This is a genomic window from Caballeronia sp. S22, from assembly GCF_964261745.1.
Classification (GTDB): Bacteria; Pseudomonadota; Gammaproteobacteria; order Burkholderiales; family Burkholderiaceae; genus Caballeronia; species Caballeronia jiangsuensis.
Genome location: NZ_OZ180036.1, coordinates 1,340,583 through 1,357,193, shown reverse-complemented (window position 1 = coordinate 1,357,193; position 16,611 = coordinate 1,340,583). Strand labels below are relative to the sequence as shown.

The 16,611-nt window shown below is 59.5% G+C and carries 20 protein-coding genes; 18 read left to right on the top strand and 2 right to left on the bottom strand.

Annotation, left to right across the window (positions count from 1 at the left end; translation table 11 throughout):
• Positions 1 to 7 precede the first annotated feature (7 nt).
• The 12 genes from ACEN42_RS21660 to ACEN42_RS21605 all read left to right on the top strand — a co-directional run bounded on the left by ACEN42_RS21660 (position 8) and on the right by ACEN42_RS21605 (position 11,004).
• The gene (locus ACEN42_RS21660; RefSeq protein WP_371881409.1) at positions 8 to 436 is read left to right on the top strand and encodes a Zn-ribbon domain-containing OB-fold protein; all 429 of its coding nucleotides are present in this window, start codon (positions 8 to 10) and stop codon (positions 434 to 436) included.
• Complete coding sequence (locus ACEN42_RS21655; RefSeq protein WP_371881408.1) at positions 436 to 1,584, top strand: thiolase family protein; 1,149 nt, start codon at positions 436 to 438, stop codon at positions 1,582 to 1,584. The genes ACEN42_RS21660 and ACEN42_RS21655 overlap by 1 nt, the downstream gene beginning before the upstream one ends.
• 44 nt (positions 1,585 to 1,628) lie before the next feature.
• Positions 1,629 to 2,144, top strand: coding sequence for a hypothetical protein (locus tag ACEN42_RS21650; protein ID WP_371881407.1), 516 nt, complete (start codon positions 1,629 to 1,631; stop codon positions 2,142 to 2,144).
• On the top strand, positions 2,141 to 2,938 hold the full coding sequence (locus ACEN42_RS21645; RefSeq protein WP_371881406.1) for an SDR family NAD(P)-dependent oxidoreductase: 798 nt from the start codon (positions 2,141 to 2,143) through the stop codon (positions 2,936 to 2,938). The genes ACEN42_RS21650 and ACEN42_RS21645 overlap by 4 nt, the downstream gene beginning before the upstream one ends.
• On the top strand, positions 2,935 to 3,444 hold the full coding sequence (locus tag ACEN42_RS21640; RefSeq protein WP_371881405.1) for a MaoC family dehydratase: 510 nt from the start codon (positions 2,935 to 2,937) through the stop codon (positions 3,442 to 3,444). Before ACEN42_RS21645 ends, ACEN42_RS21640 begins: the two co-directional genes overlap by 4 nt.
• A gap of 93 nt (positions 3,445 to 3,537) precedes the next feature.
• Positions 3,538 to 4,302, top strand: coding sequence for an IclR family transcriptional regulator (locus tag ACEN42_RS21635; protein ID WP_371881404.1), 765 nt, complete (start codon positions 3,538 to 3,540; stop codon positions 4,300 to 4,302).
• Positions 4,303 to 4,447: 145 nt separating this feature from the next.
• The gene (locus ACEN42_RS21630; protein WP_371881403.1) at positions 4,448 to 5,422 is read left to right on the top strand and encodes a helix-turn-helix domain-containing protein; all 975 of its coding nucleotides are present in this window, start codon (positions 4,448 to 4,450) and stop codon (positions 5,420 to 5,422) included.
• Between the two features lie 170 nt (positions 5,423 to 5,592).
• Positions 5,593 to 6,354, top strand: a complete 762-nt coding sequence (locus ACEN42_RS21625) for an SDR family NAD(P)-dependent oxidoreductase (RefSeq protein WP_371881402.1) — start codon at positions 5,593 to 5,595, stop codon at positions 6,352 to 6,354.
• A 325-nt stretch (positions 6,355 to 6,679) separates the two neighbouring features.
• The gene (locus tag ACEN42_RS21620) at positions 6,680 to 8,806 is read left to right on the top strand and encodes a PQQ-dependent dehydrogenase, methanol/ethanol family (protein WP_374191203.1); all 2,127 of its coding nucleotides are present in this window, start codon (positions 6,680 to 6,682) and stop codon (positions 8,804 to 8,806) included.
• Between the two features lie 62 nt (positions 8,807 to 8,868).
• Positions 8,869 to 10,392: an aldehyde dehydrogenase family protein gene (locus tag ACEN42_RS21615; protein WP_371881400.1), complete on the top strand. Its 1,524-nt coding sequence runs from the start codon at positions 8,869 to 8,871 to the stop codon at positions 10,390 to 10,392.
• 64 nt (positions 10,393 to 10,456) lie between these two features.
• Positions 10,457 to 10,531, top strand: coding sequence for a pyrroloquinoline quinone precursor peptide PqqA (pqqA, locus tag ACEN42_RS21610; protein ID WP_371882272.1), 75 nt, complete (start codon positions 10,457 to 10,459; stop codon positions 10,529 to 10,531).
• A gap of 92 nt (positions 10,532 to 10,623) precedes the next feature.
• On the top strand, positions 10,624 to 11,004 hold the full coding sequence (locus tag ACEN42_RS21605; protein WP_371881399.1) for an SDR family NAD(P)-dependent oxidoreductase: 381 nt from the start codon (positions 10,624 to 10,626) through the stop codon (positions 11,002 to 11,004).
• 11 nt (positions 11,005 to 11,015) lie between these two features.
• Here ACEN42_RS21605 and ACEN42_RS21600 read toward each other — a convergent pair whose 3' ends face one another.
• Positions 11,016 to 12,353, bottom strand: coding sequence for an IS4 family transposase (locus ACEN42_RS21600; RefSeq protein ID WP_371880870.1), 1,338 nt, complete (start codon positions 12,351 to 12,353; stop codon positions 11,016 to 11,018).
• A 115-nt stretch (positions 12,354 to 12,468) separates the two neighbouring features.
• On the opposite strand from ACEN42_RS21600, the gene ACEN42_RS21595 reads away from it, so the two are divergent.
• The gene (locus tag ACEN42_RS21595; protein ID WP_371881398.1) at positions 12,469 to 12,960 is read left to right on the top strand and encodes an SDR family NAD(P)-dependent oxidoreductase; all 492 of its coding nucleotides are present in this window, start codon (positions 12,469 to 12,471) and stop codon (positions 12,958 to 12,960) included.
• Here ACEN42_RS21595 and ACEN42_RS21590 read toward each other — a convergent pair.
• Entirely contained in the window at positions 12,948 to 13,169 is a 222-nt protein-coding gene (locus ACEN42_RS21590) for a hypothetical protein (protein WP_371881397.1), read from the bottom strand. The genes ACEN42_RS21595 and ACEN42_RS21590 overlap by 13 nt on opposite strands.
• Positions 13,170 to 13,210: 41 nt before the next feature.
• Here ACEN42_RS21590 and ACEN42_RS21585 point away from each other — a divergent pair, with 41 nt between their 5' ends.
• The 5 genes from ACEN42_RS21585 (at position 13,211) to ACEN42_RS21565 (ending at position 16,583) form a co-directional block, all read left to right on the top strand.
• Positions 13,211 to 14,083, top strand: coding sequence for a pirin family protein (locus ACEN42_RS21585; RefSeq protein WP_371881396.1), 873 nt, complete (start codon positions 13,211 to 13,213; stop codon positions 14,081 to 14,083).
• 58 nt (positions 14,084 to 14,141) lie between these two features.
• Positions 14,142 to 14,567, top strand: a complete 426-nt coding sequence (locus ACEN42_RS21580; RefSeq protein WP_371881395.1) for a DoxX family protein — start codon at positions 14,142 to 14,144, stop codon at positions 14,565 to 14,567.
• 94 nt (positions 14,568 to 14,661) lie between these two features.
• Complete coding sequence (wrbA, locus tag ACEN42_RS21575) at positions 14,662 to 15,261, top strand: NAD(P)H:quinone oxidoreductase (protein ID WP_371881394.1); 600 nt, start codon at positions 14,662 to 14,664, stop codon at positions 15,259 to 15,261.
• A gap of 37 nt (positions 15,262 to 15,298) precedes the next feature.
• The gene (locus ACEN42_RS21570) at positions 15,299 to 15,742 is read left to right on the top strand and encodes an ester cyclase (protein ID WP_371881393.1); all 444 of its coding nucleotides are present in this window, start codon (positions 15,299 to 15,301) and stop codon (positions 15,740 to 15,742) included.
• A gap of 70 nt (positions 15,743 to 15,812) precedes the next feature.
• Positions 15,813 to 16,583 carry an SDR family NAD(P)-dependent oxidoreductase gene (locus tag ACEN42_RS21565; protein WP_374191202.1) on the top strand — a complete coding sequence of 257 codons (771 nt, stop codon included), beginning with the start codon at positions 15,813 to 15,815 and terminating at the stop codon, positions 16,581 to 16,583.
• Positions 16,584 to 16,611 lie beyond the last annotated feature (28 nt).

Genomic DNA, 16,611 nt, shown 5'->3' with positions numbered 1-16,611 from the left:
ACTTTAGATGACACTTGCAAATATAGCGCTCTCGTCTCGACGGCCGATCCGTGATGGCCTCCTCCAATTCGATCCGCCGCGCCTGCTCGGATCGCACTGCAAGGCGTGCGACACGCGGACGTTTCCCCCTCGTGATTTCTGTCCGGCATGTCTTCGCGACGGACCTCACGATGTGGTTCCCCTCGGGCCGAACGGAACGGTATTCAGCTACACCGTCGTCCACCAGGCACCGGGCGGGCGGCGTACGCCCTATGTTCTCGCATACATCGATCTGGACGACGCGGTACGTGTGCTTGCCCGCATCGACGCACCCGGCGACGACATTCAGGTGGGCGACAAAGTTGAACTGGTGCTACAGGAAGCCGGTGAGAGCGAGGGCGTGAGCTTGGTCGGATACGCCTTCGTGCCGAGTCCCTTGAAGAGCGGAGCGGTGTGATGGAGAAAATATTTATTGCCGGAGCCGGCATGGTCCGGTTCGGAAAGTACGACGCCAATGTGACCTTTGAAAGACTGGCCGTTGGCGCCGCACTGGGCGCCATGAAGGACGCCGGCGCGACGCGCGGGCAGATCGATGCGGTCTACGTGGGACACGTTTTCGGCGGTCCGGTTGCCGGTCAACGCGTGGCGACGGAGCTGGGCCTGGCTGGTCTTCCGGTGAGCAATCACGAGAACTATTGCGCGAGCGGCGCGACCGCTCTGCGCGAAGCCTGGATGGCTATCCGTGCAGGTGTTCATGACGTGATCCTGGTGATCGGCGTGGAGAAAATGACAGACCGGGTGAAGGGTGGCGTGACGCCCGAGCCCTCGGACCTCGATGCAATGCAGGGATTTGTGATGACCGCCGGGCACGCGTTGAGCGCCCGCCGCTACATCATTGACCACGGCGCGACACGCGAACAGATTGCGATGGTCGCAGTGAAGAATCACATGCACTCGCAGCATAATCCCTACGCCCAGTACCAGCGGCCGGTATCGCTCGATGAAGTCCTGCAGGCGCGGCCGGTTGCGGATCCCCTTGGCGTTCTCGACTGCAGTCCGATCAGCGATGGTGCGGCTGCCGCGATAGTGTGCAGTGCCGCCGGTCTGAAGCGGCTTGGCATTACATCGTCCCGCCCCGAAGTCCGGGGAATTGCGCTGGTCAGCGGCACATTGCGGAGCGGTCTTTACGATCTTAACGAGGAGGACGTGTCGAGGCGCGCGGGTGAACAGGTTTATGCGATGACAGGTATCGATCCGGGCGACGTTGATTTTGTGGAGATGCACGACTGCTTCACGATTGCGGAGATCGTTCGCATGGAGGGGCTTGGCCTGATTCCTTGCGGAGCTGGCGCCGCGTGGACGGAAAGCGGCGAGACTTCGCTCGGCGGGAAACTGCCAGTGAATCCGAGCGGCGGTCTGCTTTCGCGCGGACATCCCGTAGGTGCGACCGGCATGGCGCAAATCTGTGAGATGTACTGGCAGCTCAACGGCCAGGCAGGTGGGCGCCAGGTGCAGGGCGCACGGTTGGGTCTGTCCTACTGCAAGGGAGGCACTGTCAGCGGTACCGACGGTGCCTCCGTGACTACCGTGGTGATGTCGCGATGATAGAGCACGCTTCTCATTCTCTACTGGTCGCGGGGCGACCGACATTGACCAGCCCGCTCGGCGCTGCACTCGCGCAGCGCAGCATTCATGTCGAGCGTGCAGTGTATGACCTGGCTGACGAACTACTCATGACTTCTGCGTTCGACGGCGTCGCCGTGGTCCCGACGCTGCTTTCGCACGACGCCGGAGTGGCCTGGGATACCGTCCAGCACGAGTTGACTGGCGTATTCCGACTCGTGCAGCAGTACATCCGGGCCGTGTCGGCCGAGGGGCGTGGCGGGCACATCTTTGGTCTGGTACCTGCAAACGCGGCCATGGGCGATCCAGCGGACTGTCACGGCTCGGCGCTCGCCGGAGGCATGCTCAGTTTCTGGCGAACGCTCGCTCTCGAAGTCGTCAAGTTCAGGATGACCGCGAACATCGTGCTCTATGGCGAGCGGACGGATTGGGGGGATCTCGCCGCCATGATCCATACGCTGATGTCGCAGAATCAAGGGACCATCACCGGCCAGGAAATATATGCTGACGCCGGGCGAGATGGCGGGAGGCTGCATCCATGAACAGACCGCTCATTGGAATAGTCACCGGTGCCGCTGGCGGTATCGGCAGCGCGATTGCTCTTCGACTGGCAGCTGAGGGTGCTCGCCTCATTATTACCGACCTCGACCGTGGCGGGTTGGAACGTGTCGCTGACGAGCACGCCTCGCGCAACAGCGGCAGTGATGTCGGCAAGCTCATCCCGGTTGAAGGCGATGCGACGGATTCCGCTCTTTCTGAGAAGCTTGTCTCGTCCGCGCTTGACGCGTTCGGGCAGATCAATGTTCTCGTCAACTGCTCGGGGTGGCTGAAGGACGATCGGGTTCAGAGTATGTCGCCCGATTTATTTGGCCGTCTGCTCGACATCAATCTTGTCGGGCCTATGCGTCTTGCCGGCGCGGTGCTCCCGCATATGAAGGCGCAGCGCTATGGCCGCATCGTTTCGCTATCGTCCCGTGCCTTTCTGGGGAACTTCGGTTCGTCCGGCTATAGCGCGGCCAAGGGGGCACTGGTCGGTGCGACCCGGAGTCTGGCGCTTTCATTTGCGCCTTATGGCGTCACCGTGAACTGCATTGCGCCGGGATTTATCGACACTCCCATGTCGCGGTCGATGCCGCCGCATATCGTGGAGCGTGTCATCGGCTCGATTCCGGTCGGACGGGCGGGAACGGTCGACGACGTGGGCGCGCTGGTGTCCTTTCTTGCAGGGGAGCACAGCGGATACATCACCGGGCAAACGATTCTTGCATGCGGGGGCAGAAGCATCAGTGGCGCGCTAACGGCGCCTCAAACCCCGCCCAAGGGAGCGAGCAAATGAATGATATTCCATGGCGCGAACGCGTTTTCGAAGACTTCGAGGTGGGTGACCGGTGCGAACATAGGCTGGCTCGGACGGTGACCGGCTACGACAACATGCTCGTCACGTTGCTCACGCAAAATCCGGCCCCTTTGCATCTGAATCATCACTTCGTGGCCCAAGCGGGGCATGAGCGGGTACCCTTGAATTCGACCCTGACTCTTGCACTCGTAACTGGACAGTCCGTGGCAGACTTGACCCCGAATGTTATGACGAATCTGGGGTGGAGCGATGTGCGGCTTCCGGCGCCTGCCTACGAGGGCGATACGATCTACAGCGAGTCGCGGATCGAGTCGCTTCGAGAGTCTTCGAAGCGACCGACCGTCGGGATCGTAGGCATAAAGACGCTCGGGTATACTCAGGACGGCACCGTCGTGATCGAGTTCGTTCGGACGGTGATGATGTACCGCCGCGGGTGCGTGCCCGCGCAGGTGAGACCCCAGCCGAACGAGGCCGTGTCGCGTTAGAAAAGGATTCCCTCCACGGACGCGCTCGGCTGTGGGTCTCGCGAAAAAATGCGCAACATGCAGCCGCTACGTTGATCGAGGAGAGCCACATAGATGTCGAAATCTGCATTGCGCGTGCTGGAAATCATGGAGTTCATCGCCGACAAACGCGATGGATGCACCCATACGGCAATCGCCCAGGGACTCAACATTCCGAAAAGCAGCCTGACAGCGCTTTTGCAAGATCTGTTGTCGAAGGGCTATCTGCAGCGGACGCCCGAAAGCGGTATCTTCACGATCGGGGTGCAGGTGCTTTGGCTCTCGAATTCCTATTTGCGCAATCTGAATCTCGTCAAGCTCGGTCAGCCGTTAGTGGCTGAGATTTTCGCGCAGGTGAAGGAATTCTCGATATTGGCTATCCCGAACGGCACAGAGTACGTGACGATCTGCACGGAGAGTGTGCCGTCGATTTTCGGTCACACGCTCCAATTGGGTTCTCGAGGTCCGCTTTTCTGTTCGGCACTCGGTAAAGCGATGCTCGCCTATATGCCGGCCAAGGAGGTCGACGACATTCTAAAAACCGGTCCACGCATAAAAGCGACACAAAAAACAAAAACTTCCCTGACTGAGATCCGCGCCTCGTTGGAAGAGACGAGAAGCAGAGGCTATGCGGTTTCGTTTGAGGAGGCTTTGCCCGGCGTTGTGGGATTCGCGACACCCGTCTTCGGCGCCACCGGTCTTCCAGTGGCCGCGTTCGGCGTCGGCGTCGCATCGTCGCAGTACAAGGAGAGCACGGCACCGTCGATTATCAGGACCCTCAAGGCCGCATCTCAACAACTTTCTCGGCAGTTGGGATGGGTAGCCCCGGTTGCAGCCTGACGATTGCCCTCTGAAACGGTCGAGATCGATTCAAGGTTAGCTTGTTCCAACATAAGCTGAGTCGATACGTCGACGGGCGGTTGGCTTCCATGCAAGCCTTGCTAGCTTAGCCACGACGTAGAGGCTGTAATCTGGGAGGAGAGACATGGTTGACGAAGATCTCGGCATTTTTCGGTGGTCAACACGCGACTACACGCCCGCCCGCCGGTTCGAGGCGTACATGGACATACTTTGTCGGCAGTTGATCCATGCCACGGGCGACAGCCCGAAAAGGACGGGCTTCTGCGCAGAGATATCGTCGGCACAGATAGGGAGCATGCGTGTTGATTCGATTAGCGGCTCGGCGCAGGATGTGCATCGCACGCGCCGTGACATATGTAGACAAGAAAAGGAAGAGTACTACCTGATCGTCAGTATCGGATGCGCATGGCGCTTCGCGTTCGATGGCACGCTTGTTTCGTTGCGCGCTGGGGATCTCGTGCTTTCTGACTCACGCTACCCACAACGTTTTCATTGGCCAGACAATGCTTTAGCGTTGAGTAAGGGTTTGCCTATCGACTGGGTAGAAACATGGTTGCCAAATCCATCGGCTGTCGTGGGGAAGCGGATCAATGGCGACCATGGATGGGGCAAGGTTCTATCGGCGTACGCATCTCAAATGACGCCGGAGCGTGCAGTCACTGCACCGTTAAGCAGCAGTATCTTGACCGATCAAGTCGGTGCATTGCTAGCTTTGGCGACCGGTGAAATCGCAGCTCCTCGCCAGGAGCAAACCCGGTATAGAGACATGCACGTCCGGATTGTCGATTGCATTAATCAACGCAGCAGCGAGTTGCAGTTGACTGCAACGGATGTCGCCGCCTCGCTTGGGCTATCCGTGAGAACCCTTCATCGCATCCTTGCGGTGCACGGCGATACGTTCGGCCGACGGCTTATCGACGCCCGTATTCAAACTGCCGAACGCATGTTGCGATCGCGCCTGTTCGATCAGGTGACCACGTCGGAGATAGGGAGGCGAGCGGGATTCGTTGACCCGACCCATTTCATCAAGGTGTGCAAGAGCCATTACGGCAAGACTCCAGCCGCGCTGCGCCGCGACAGAGGAACATCCACGATTTGATCGTCCGGCGTGGCTTCAGCCGCGATGCGGGGCGTGGCACGCAAAAGCAGTCCTTCGTCGCACACGGCCGATTCGTCCCGTGTCGAGCGCCCTACCATGGTTGTGACTAGACTTCTTTTCCGGTGCAGATAGCTGCACGGAAGTCGTTCAACCAACCGTGGAGAAAGCGTATGCCCGACATCACTCCAACACCCAACGAAGTTGCAGGAAAGGTCGTGCTGGTCACCGGCGCGGCGAGTGGCATAGGTCGTGCGGTAGCCCTGTTGCTTCATTCGAGAGGCGCAAAGGTGATCGCCGAAGATGCGAGCGCGGACGTTGAAAAGCTCAGTCGTGATGGACTGATTCCATTGAAGGCCGACATCACGGAGGACGGCGCTGCAGAAGCGGCCGTGGCGCTTGCCGTAGAGAAGTTTGGAAGGCTCGATGTATTGGTGAATAACGCTGGCCGCATCCTGTACAAGCCGCTCGTCGAGCTGACGCGCCAGGAATGGGAGTGGCAGATGGACACAAACGTCACGGGCGCCTTCATGCATTCGCGTGAAGCAGCGAAGGCAATGATCCCGAAGAAGAGCGGTGCCATCGTCAATATTGCTTCGTACGCTTCCTATTTCGCGTTTCCCGGGATTTCTGCTTACACGGCTTCGAAGGGAGCTTTGGCACAGCTCACGCGTACTCTGGCGCTCGAGGTTATCGAGCACGGTATCCGCGTGAATGCAATCGGCGTCGGCGATGTGGTGACCAACTTGTTGAATCACTTCATGGAAGACGGCCCGGGGTTTCTCGCAGAGCATGGTAAGGCCGCCCCCATTGGTCGGGCGGCAAAACCGGATGAGATAGCGGAGATCGTTGCGTTCCTCGCTTCAGATCGAGCCAGTTTCATCGTTGGTGCGGTTGTGATGGCCGACGGCGGAATGAGCGTGCCCGTGGGTTAGGACGCGATTCCAGAGCGGGCATTGCTTGACCGATGCCCGCAGTGCTGCATGGCCATTCGGTCTCTCTGCAATTAACAGCGCTCGCGACCCCCTTCAAGCGATGACTCTCGACAGTCCTGAAGATATGTTCTAGGTAAAAAACCTAGTTCGTATACAAGAACACAGATCCTACACTTGTTCCTTATACGGAAGGGACTTAACGCTCGTTGGCTTTCGAGTCAGCAATCTCGGGAGGTGTGGGGTCATGCTCAAGCTGAATTTTTGGACTGCTTTCGCCCGAAGCAGGAAAACACGGGCCAGAGAGTCGGCTTTTTCCTGCCCGGCGATGCGGCTGGACGCCCGGATTCTCGGGCCAGCCGTGTTGACTGGTGCGGGGTTGCTGAGCGCAGTGTTGCCGCTTGCCGCACCGGCATCTGACTTGATGGTCGACGAGTCGCGGATCACGGCGCAGAACCGTGACGGCGCTGATTGGCTCAGTTACGGACGGGGTTATACGGAGCAGCGATTCAGTCCACTCAATCGAATCAATGCCGGGAACGTGTCCAAACTGGGTCTGACCGCGTTCGTTGATTTCGATGAGGGGCGAGGTCTCGAGGCGACTCCGCTCGTTGCTGACGGGACGCTGTTTGTGTCCCTGTCATGGAGCAAGGTGATTGCCGCCGATGCCGTCACGGGCAAGATCCTCTGGAAGTACGATCCACAAGTATTCAAGGGAAAAGCAATCGACACTTGCTGCGATGCCATCAATCGCGGGGTCGCGTTGTGGAAAGGCAAGGTCTTCGTTGGCACGCTCGACGGCCGTCTTGTTGCGCTCGACGCAAAGACGGGCAAGTTGCTGTGGGAGGTTCAGACGACGGATACGACGAAGGCATATACGATCACTGGCGCGCCACGCGTGGTGAAGGGGCGGGTCATTATTGGCAATGGCGGGGCGGACTTCGGAACGCGTGGCTACTTCTCTGCGTACGACGCTGACAGCGGCAAAATGCTTTGGCGATTCTACGTGGTTCCCGGCGACCCCTCGAAGCCCTACGAGTCACCCGAGCTAGCCGAAGCAGCCAAGACATGGAGTGGCAACGTTTACTGGAAGTACGGCGGTGGCGGCAATCCATGGGACGGCATGGCCTACGACCCCGATCTGGATCTGCTGTACGTCGGCACCGGGAATGGCGGTCCGTGGAATAGAGAGATTCGGAGTCCGGGCGGCGGCGACAATCTCTTCCTGTCGTCTATCGTTGCGGTCAAACCCGAGACGGGCGAGCTCGTCTGGCACTACCAGGAGACGCCGGGCGATTCGTGGGACTTCACCTCGACACAACAGATCACGCTTGCGACTTTGCCGATCAACGGAAAAGAGCGGCAGGTCATCTTGCACGCGCCAAAGAACGGATTTTTCTACGTACTGGATCGCAAAACGGGCGAGTTGCTATCGGCCGAAAAATTCGGAAAGGTGACATGGGCGGATCGCATCGACATGAAGACGGGCAGACCTGTTGAAAACCCAGCGGCACGTTACGTCGACAAGCCGGTGACCCAATGGCCCAGCGGTTTTGGTGCGCATAATTGGCATCCGATGTCCTATAGTCCGATCACAAACCTAGTCTACATTCCGTATCAGGAAGTACCCGGCGTGCTGCGAAATCAGAAAGACGAGTTTGTCTACCGTCCCCACCGATTCAACACCGGGAACGGTTTCTCCGACGCGCGCTCATTCCCCAGTGACGTGGTCAGCGGGGCGCTTGTCGCGTGGGATCCTGTCGCGCAAAAGGCCCGATGGAGAGTGCCTTACAAGTACTACTACAACGGTGGCACGCTGAGCACTGCAGGGAACCTTGTTTTCCAGGGCACGGCGGACGGGCGCATGATGGCGTATTCCGCCGACAAGGGCCAGGCGTTGTGGGCGTTCCCGGCACAGACCGGCGTGGTGGCTGGACCGATTACCTATAGCGTAAATGGCGAACAGTACATGGCCGTCATGGCAGGATGGGGCGGGGCGGCGGCGACCGTCGGTGGCGACGCCTCCCTGGCTCCTGGCGTGCGTAACGTGAGCCGTCTTCTGATTTTCAAGCTGGGCGGAACAGCTCAACTGCCTGCACTGCAACCATTGGCCAGAGTCGATTCCCTGCCTGCCTCGGCGATGGATATAAAGGCACGCGATGATGCCGAGTCGATCAAGCAAGGGGCCGTCATTTTCGCCAATAACTGTATGGCTTGTCACGGCGTGGGCGCGGTAAGCGGCGGCTTGACTCCCGACTTGCGCAAATCGGCGAGTCAGACATTCGACGGCTATTCGACGATCGTGCTGGGTGGCGCACTTGAGCCTCTCGGGATGCCGAAGTTCGGTGCCTATCTGAGCGAAGACGATGTGGAGAAGATCAAATCCTATGTCGTCTCTCGCAGGCGGGCCGACCTCGGTCCAAAGACAACCCAATCGACACTGTTGACGAAATAGATCACGTATCCATGCGCGTCCACACAAGCGCGTGGACGCTTTGCAATCCGAAGGAGGGTGCCATGAGTGGGCAGCAGAGAGAGTTGGATCCTCGTGGTCAATCGGACACACGATTGACCGCGGGTGTCTTCGATGTTCTTAAGTCGCCGGGACACCTGTTGATTGACGGTGAATTTGTTCCCGCAGCTAGTGGCCGTGTTTTCGACGTCGTCAATCCGGCTAATGAACGTGTAATCGCAACGGTCGCCGAAGCGGACGTCGAAGACGTCGATCGCGCGGTCAAAGCCGCAAGGCGCGCGTTCGACGATGCCACGTGGGGACGCATGCCGCCGGCGGAGCGTGGCAGGGTAATGTGGCGTCTCGCGGATTTGATCGAGCAACACGCAGAAGACTTTGCACAACTCGACTCTCTTGACAACGGCAAGCCGGTCGCCGCTGCGCGCGCGGGCGACGTGCCCATTGCGGTGGGCGTATTCCGCTATTACGCGGGGTGGGCAACAAAGATCACGGGAGAAACGAATACCCTGTCGTGGCCAGGAGACTGGCTCGCTTACACGCGTCGTGAAGCTGTCGGCGTCGTCGCACAGATTATTCCGTGGAACTTTCCTCTGGTCAGCGCTGCGTGGAAGCTCGCGCCAGCTCTTGCTACCGGAAATACGGTGGTCCTTAAAACGGCGGAACAGACTCCGCTGTCCGCGATTCTGCTTTCACGCCTCATTCTTGAGGCGGGGTTTCCGCGCGGTGTGGTGAACATCCTGTCAGGTTTTGGTGAGAAAGCCGGCGCCGCCATGGCGGCGCACGCGGGTGTCGACAAGATCTCTTTCACCGGGTCGACCTCGGTTGGACGGACGATTCTACGAGCGGCGGCTGACAACCTTAAGAAAGTCACGCTTGAGTTGGGCGGAAAATCTCCCGTGCTCGTCTTCGACGATGCCGACCTCGATCTAACTATTCCGGGAGTCGCGCAAGCCATTTTTTCCAACCAGGGGGAAGTGTGTACGGCCGGTTCCCGGCTTTACATTCATGAACGCGTCTTCGATCGTGTCGTGGAAGGCGTCGCTGAGATCGCCGACAAACTCAAGCTCGGCGATGGATTGAACGAGGACACGCAGATGGGACCGCTTGTGTCCAACGAACAGTTGCAGCGCGTCGCCAGCTACGTCGACGTGGGGCGCAAGGAAGGGGCTGAGGTCGTTGCGGGAGGAAAACGTGTCGGCGATATCGGTTACTTCATGGCGCCGACGGTCTTCGCCAACGCGACCTCGGGCATGCGAATCGTTCGCGAGGAGATATTCGGGCCCGTAGTGTGTGCGATGCCGTTCAAGAAGGAAGATGTGGACGCTGTGATATCTGAAGCGAACGACACGCCTTATGGCCTGGCGGCGAGCGTCTGGAGCCGTGATGTGAGCATGGCGCATAAAGTTGCGCATCGACTTCGCGCTGGAAGCGTCTGGATCAATTGCCATACCGTCATAGACCCTGCACAGACCTTCGGTGGGTTCAAGCAGTCAGGCTGGGGAAGAGAACTCGGTGAGGAGGCACTGCGCAGCTATACGGAAGTGAAGGCCATTACGGCGCAGCTTTGAGGCGCGGCGGCGCAAGGTTTCGCATGGTCATGTCTTGTAGTCCAACCGTTGAAGGAGATTGGAAATGAAGTGGGAAACACTGAGCTACGTTGAAATGCGCTTCGGCTTCGAGATCACGATGTACATCGCCAACCGATAGCGTCCAAGGGCGGCCGGCTTCTGGATTCGCCAGGCAGAGGCCGGCCTGCACCTCTCGAGATGATCATTAAAGTACTTGGTCGTGGAGGGTTTATGAGCAACGCAACGCAAGTATGGTTCGTAACGGGTGCATCGAAAGGCCTGGGGCTTACGCTCGTTCGATGTTTGCTCGCGCAAGGCAGGAAGATCGCGGCGACATCCAGGACGCGTGAGGCACTGGAGAGCACGGTGAGTTCGGAGACGCCGAACTTCCTCCCGCTGCAGGTTGATCTCTCTGACGAAGAGTCCGTGGCTGAGGCGATCAAAAGAACGGTCGCGAAGTTTGGGCGCATCGACGTGGTCGTGAACAACGCGGGATATGGTCAGCAGGGCACCTTCGAAGGACTGTCGGATGAGGAATTCAGAAAGAGTTTCGAGGTGAATGTTTTTGCTCCCCTCAACGTGCTGCGCCATTGCCTCCCTTACCTCATTTGATTACACATAAGTCATTCGCCGAGTTCTTGGGCGTACTTGAGGCCGGCGGCGAAATCCGTCACTCGCTGCAGGCCTTGCCAGATGGTTTTGACTCCGGGTTCGCCGTCGCCTTTGCGCGCCAGGAATCCGCCGAGCATGGCGACCAAGCGCACGACCTCATTCAGACGCGGTGAGTTCTTCGGCGGTTTCTTCTTGTTGAGAATGAATGCCGCGCGCCATTCATCTCGCTCGAACAAGAGCGCTGCATCCAGGTCCGGGCAAGTTCGACCGAGTCGCATCAACCGAGCAATGCGCCATGCCACCACCATGAACAGCGCCAAGGCACGTTCAAGCCGTGCCATCGATGCGAGTTGCAACGCCTCGACCCGACAGCCGTTCTTGAGCACATGAAAGAATAGTTCCACCTCCCAGCGCGCGCGGTACCAATCAATAAGCTGCGCTGCCGCCTCCAGGTCGTTCACATCGCGGTTACTCAGCAGGCGCCATTCGATCGGCTTGACGCCTGCCGGCGGGTCGACCTCGCGGGCGACGATGCAAGTAGCACTCACCACGCCGCCTGCAGCATCAGTCAACGCAACCCGCTGCGCCCACACCTGCTGCCGAACCGCGCGCGCAGGCTGAGCCTGACGGGCTGCCAGCGTAAAGTGAATCCTGCCCGCCGGCTCACCCGCAGTCACTTGGTCCCACAGCTTGCCGCCGTCAGGCAAGGTGCGATTGTGCTGCGAGCGCAGTAACCAATCCGCCGGGTGGCCCAACTCCTTTGCTTTGACCATCAGCGCCATGATGTCCGATTCCCGGTCAGCCACATAAACCAGTCGCGTGGCAGGCAGTGCGGCCGCTTGTTCGGCAACCCTCTCATATCCTTCGGTCCAACGGGTGCTTTCCTTGATGCCGGGGCGCACACCGTCCGCACCCTTCGGCTCGCGCGCCCACATGTACGCGTCAAGCACGCCCAGCGGTTCGCGCGATGGCGTCACCGCGTAAGTCGGGTGCAGATACAGCCCGCGTTGCGCCTCATACGACAGCGGTCCCAACCCTGTGATGGTCTGACCGTTAAAGTCCAACTGCGTGGTGTCCTGGATGCATAGCACTACTTCGCACGCCCGCATTCGTTCGGTCGAACTCTGCCAATGTGGCGCCATGATGTCGCGCCAGTCCAACTCATCTTGCGACAGGAAGCGGTACGCTGCTGCCGTTTCCGCCCAGCCGCCGCATGCGTTGGGTATGCTTGCCGTCGGCTTCTCCGCCAGCCGCTCAGCCAATAGCACGGCACGCTTGTTCAGGCGTTGGTCGCCCAAATCGATGCCCTTGAGTTCTGCCGCTGCCCAGCTCGATTTCTCTTGCGTCATGTGCCGCCCAAAATGCAAGAGTTAACGCCAGTCCGAAAGAGTTTACAACCCCACCCGCTATGTCATTGACCGTAAACGACTTTTCGCGGCGTGCCACCGTCGCGACTTATGTGTAATGAGGTGCCCTTACCTGCGTCGCCAGCGGTCCGGCCATATTTTCAATATTTCATCGATCGTAGGCTTTAACGGTGGATACGCGGGATGGGGATGCTACGCAGGGACCAAGTTTGCATTGTCCGGGATGACGGAAGCGTTGGCCGCGGAGGTCAGTGAGTTTGGCGTGAAGGCCACGGCTGTGTATCCGGGACCGATCCGAACGGATTTCCTGTCGAGCGGTTCACTCCTTGTAGCGAAAACGCAAATCGGCGAATACACGCAGGCCAAGGCGTCGCTCGACCTTCACCTTAACGAGCTGGCAGGCAAGCAGGACGGCGACCCGGAGAAGATGGCGCAGGCGATCATCGATGTCGGTGCATCGCCGCGGCCCCCTGTGCATCTTTTCCTCGGGAAGATTGCATCCGACCTAGGCCATGCAAAGATCGAAACGGTCCAGCAGGACTTGCGGGCATGGATGACGACCTCAATCAACGTTGACTATGTCGAGTAGGGACATGACATGCCGAGCGGCATCGGGACAAGGCGGACATGTGCTCCTTCGAGTTGGCCCGGCCGCTGGATGTCGCGAGCAACGAACACGCGATCGCTCGGGAAAGAAAACGAGGCAAAACCGCCGCTCAGCGACCCCGTCGCAGCCGATCCATCGGTAAAGACGATGGATTCCATCGAAATATATAGGCTTCCGAGAAAGCTGGCCATTCTCTAATCTCCAGCCATGTCATCCCCACCAGGAAATCGTCATGGCGCTAGTCACTGATTTACTCGAAGCGGCCGTTTCAGTTACCAAGCCGAGCCGTTTTTCGCGCTCCATTGTGGCGCGTACTCAGGGGCGCCACCACGGGCCGGTCACCCGCATCGTCAGCCCCGGCGACCTGGGCGAACTGATCAAGCCGTTCGTGTTTCTCGACTACTTCGATTTCACTCCGTCGAGCGACGCATTGTTCCCGATGCACCCGCACTCGGGCATCGCGACGATCACGGTCCTGCTCTCGGGCAACCTGAGTTACGAAGACACGACGGGCGCGTCGGGCGTGTTGTCGGCGGGCAGCATCGAATGGATGAACGCGGGCAACGGTGTCTGGCACGACGCCAGCCCGGCGGACCGCGAGCGCTTTCACGGCTACCAGATGTGGGTCGCGTTGCCGCGAGAACTCGAAAACGGGGAACCCCAGACACAGTACCTTCCCGCGCGGGCCATTCCGCATGTTGGGCATGCGCGCGTCATTCTCGGTAGCTACGAGGATGCGCACAGCCCGGTGCTGGCTCCGGAAGGGATCAACTATCTGCACGTACGGCTCAGGGCGGGCGAGCACTGGCGCTATGTGCCGCCCGCCGGACACACCGTGGCCTGGACTCACGTGCATCGGGGCGCGCTTCGCGTTGCTGGCGAACGACTGCTCAACGAACTCGCGGTATTCAGCGAGTCCGAAGACGCCCTCGATTTCGTCGCGGATGGCGATACCGAATTCATATTCGCGTCAGCAGTAAAGCACCCGCATGACCTGGTGCTCGGCTACTACTCGGTCCACACATCGGAGGCCGCGTTGCAAGCAGGAGAAGCCCAGATCGCACGAATGGGCGAGCAGCTTCGCTCTCGCGGCCGCATCCGGTAGTCGTACAAGCAGTCCATTTAATCTTCGCTGTTCTTATCTAAATCCTAAGGAACTCGTCATGAACTCGACCTCTGCATTTTCTTATCAGACCCTTCCACTGATCGGCCGCATTCTCATCGCTGCCATTTTCTTGGTTAGCGGCCTTAGCAAACTCATGGCTCCAGGGGCGACCATCGGCTACATCGGCTCGCTTGGATTGCCCGCACCTTTGCTCGGCTATCTCGGCTCGATGGGTCTTGAACTGGTTGGCAGCATTCTGCTGATCGTCGGCTATCGTACGCGGCTCGTCGCTGTGCTGCTGGCAGCCTATTCGATTGTTACCGCGCTGATCTTCCACCACGCACTCGGCGACCAGAATCAGATGTTCCACTTTCTCAAGAACCTCGCGATGGCCGGTGGTTTGATCCAGGTCGTGGCTTATGGCGCGGGCGCACTCAGCTTCGATAGCCGTCGCGAGGTGCCGGTCGCAAGTATCGCGCACTAACGACGTCGGGGACCGCCTCGGGTCGTCCCGATAAGACACCAGTAGCACTCCCCGCGGCGCTTGATGGCCGCTTTATCACCCTCAGGAGATTTCGATGGCTAAGGTTCTTGTTCTCTACTATTCGTCGTACGGGCATATCGAGCAGATGGCTGAGGCCGTTGCACAAGGCGCTCGCAGCGCGGGCGCGCAGGTCGACGTCAAACGCGTACCGGAGACGGTGCCCGAAGAAGCCGCCAAGGGCGCGCATTTCAAGCTCGACCAGGCGGCTCCGGTTGCAACCGTCGACGACCTCGAGAACTACGATGCGATCGTCGTGGGCACTGGCACGCGCTATGGCCGCATGTCGTCACAGATGGCAGCGTTTCTCGATCAGACCGGGGGCTTGTGGATGCGTGGCGCACTGAACGGCAAGGTCGGTGGTGCGTTCGCGTCGACTGCCACACAGCATGGCGGCCAGGAAACCACGCTTTTCTCAATCATTACGAACCTGATGCATCTGGGCATGGTCATCGTCGGGTTGCCCTACAGCCATCAGGGGCAGATGAACATGAGCGAGATCGTCGGCGGGGCCCCTTATGGCGCAACCACCATCGCTTCCGGCGACGGCTCGCGTCAGCCGAGCGAGATCGATCTGGCCGGCGCTCGCCACCAGGGCGAACTGGTCGCAAAGACGGCGGCCAAGCTGTTTGGCTAACGCGTATCCACACATTCGAACCGTTCTGGAGCATGACATGACTCATGGCAACGCAAGCGAAGAAGCAAAGGCTGTAGTTCGACGCAATACCGAAGAGGTTCAAGGCGGCGGTGACTTCGACTTATTCGAAGTACTCTTCGCAGACGATTTCGTCGACCATACGCCGCAACCGAATTGCACCCCGGACAAGGATGGTGCACGTGGCCTCTATCACGCACTGCGGGCCGCGTTCCCTGATTTCCACGCGGACATTCATTGGCAGGTTGCAGACGGGGATCTGGTGACGACCTACAAGACGTATCACGGCACGCACGAAGGCACATTCCTTGGCGTGCCGCCCACCGGTCGAAAGATCCATTTTGAAACGGTCGACGCGATGCGCGTGCGCAGCGGCAAGATTGCCGAGCACTGGGGTGTCGCCAATCTCTTCTCGCTGATGCAGCAACTCGGCGCTTTTGCCGCCGGTGAAAAGAAGGCGTGAAGGACAGGCCACGCCAGCGCGGGGGCGCCGGTTCAGGCGTTGAAGCTTGCCAATGACCAAGGATGACAATATGAGTGACGTTCTAAAAGGAAAGGTCGTGCTGGTCACCGGTGCGGCCAGCGGAATCGGTCGGGCCATTGCAATTAGTGCGGCTCGGCACGGAGCGAAGGCAGTGATTGTCTCCGACGTCACTGAAACCCCTCACGAGGGTGGCATACAGACGACTGCCGAGATCGAAGCGCTGGGTGTGGCCACTCGATTTCAACGCACCGACGTAACGCAGCACGCGCAAGTCGACGCGCTCGTCGAGGTGGCGGGCGAGTTTGGCGGTGTCGACGTGATGGTTTGCAACGCCGGCATCACGTTGCGCGAGGATGGCCCAGAGGTCGCCGAAAGCGATTACCGGCGCTTGATGGCGGTCAATCTCGACGGCGTGCTTTTCGGTGCGCAAGCCGCGGCACGGCAGATGAAGGCACGCGGCAAGCCTGGCAGCATCGTATTGATGGCGAGCATGGGCGGGATTTCGGGCGCCGGCATGACTGTCGCTTACTCGACCAGCAAAGGTGGCGTCGTGCTGATGGCCAAGGCGCTGGCGGACGCGCTCGGGCCCGACGGTATCCGCGTCAATGCGCTCTGTCCCGGCACGATCGACACACACTTGCTGCGCACGAATCCCGGCATTGCCGCGGCCTCCGAAGGCTTTCGACAGCGCACTCCATTGCGCCGCTTGGGCCGACCGTCCGAAATCGGCGACGCCGTTGCGTGGCTCGGTTCGGACATGTCGAGCTATGTCACTGGTATCGCCTTGCTTGTTGATGGCGGCCTGCTGTCGGTGATCTAACATTTCAAAGCAGCTGCGCCTTTACGGT

Excerpts from the sequence above, each read along its gene's own strand:
- ACEN42_RS21660 (WP_371881409.1), top strand. The coding sequence starts at position 8 with ATGACACTTGCAAATATAGCGCTCTCGTCTCGACGGCCGATCCGTGAT.
- ACEN42_RS21640 (WP_371881405.1), top strand. The coding sequence starts at position 2,935 with ATGAATGATATTCCATGGCGCGAACGCGTTTTCGAAGACTTCGAGGTG.
- ACEN42_RS21580 (WP_371881395.1), top strand. The coding sequence starts at position 14,142 with ATGAACTCGACCTCTGCATTTTCTTATCAGACCCTTCCACTGATCGGC.
- ACEN42_RS21585 (WP_371881396.1), top strand. The coding sequence starts at position 13,211 with ATGGCGCTAGTCACTGATTTACTCGAAGCGGCCGTTTCAGTTACCAAG.
- ACEN42_RS21605 (WP_371881399.1), top strand. The coding sequence starts at position 10,624 with ATGAGCAACGCAACGCAAGTATGGTTCGTAACGGGTGCATCGAAAGGC.
- ACEN42_RS21655 (WP_371881408.1), top strand. The coding sequence starts at position 436 with ATGGAGAAAATATTTATTGCCGGAGCCGGCATGGTCCGGTTCGGAAAG.
- ACEN42_RS21620 (WP_374191203.1), top strand. The coding sequence starts at position 6,680 with ATGCGGCTGGACGCCCGGATTCTCGGGCCAGCCGTGTTGACTGGTGCG.
- wrbA (WP_371881394.1), top strand. The coding sequence starts at position 14,662 with ATGGCTAAGGTTCTTGTTCTCTACTATTCGTCGTACGGGCATATCGAG.
- ACEN42_RS21625 (WP_371881402.1), top strand. The coding sequence starts at position 5,593 with ATGCCCGACATCACTCCAACACCCAACGAAGTTGCAGGAAAGGTCGTG.
- ACEN42_RS21595 (WP_371881398.1), top strand. The coding sequence starts at position 12,469 with ATGAGGTGCCCTTACCTGCGTCGCCAGCGGTCCGGCCATATTTTCAAT.
- ACEN42_RS21630 (WP_371881403.1), top strand. The coding sequence starts at position 4,448 with ATGGTTGACGAAGATCTCGGCATTTTTCGGTGGTCAACACGCGACTAC.
- ACEN42_RS21615 (WP_371881400.1), top strand. The coding sequence starts at position 8,869 with ATGAGTGGGCAGCAGAGAGAGTTGGATCCTCGTGGTCAATCGGACACA.
- ACEN42_RS21565 (WP_374191202.1), top strand. The coding sequence starts at position 15,813 with ATGAGTGACGTTCTAAAAGGAAAGGTCGTGCTGGTCACCGGTGCGGCC.
- ACEN42_RS21600 (WP_371880870.1), bottom strand. The coding sequence starts at position 12,353 with ATGACGCAAGAGAAATCGAGCTGGGCAGCGGCAGAACTCAAGGGCATC.
- ACEN42_RS21645 (WP_371881406.1), top strand. The coding sequence starts at position 2,141 with ATGAACAGACCGCTCATTGGAATAGTCACCGGTGCCGCTGGCGGTATC.
- ACEN42_RS21635 (WP_371881404.1), top strand. The coding sequence starts at position 3,538 with ATGTCGAAATCTGCATTGCGCGTGCTGGAAATCATGGAGTTCATCGCC.
- ACEN42_RS21590 (WP_371881397.1), bottom strand. The coding sequence starts at position 13,169 with ATGGCCAGCTTTCTCGGAAGCCTATATATTTCGATGGAATCCATCGTC.
- ACEN42_RS21570 (WP_371881393.1), top strand. The coding sequence starts at position 15,299 with ATGACTCATGGCAACGCAAGCGAAGAAGCAAAGGCTGTAGTTCGACGC.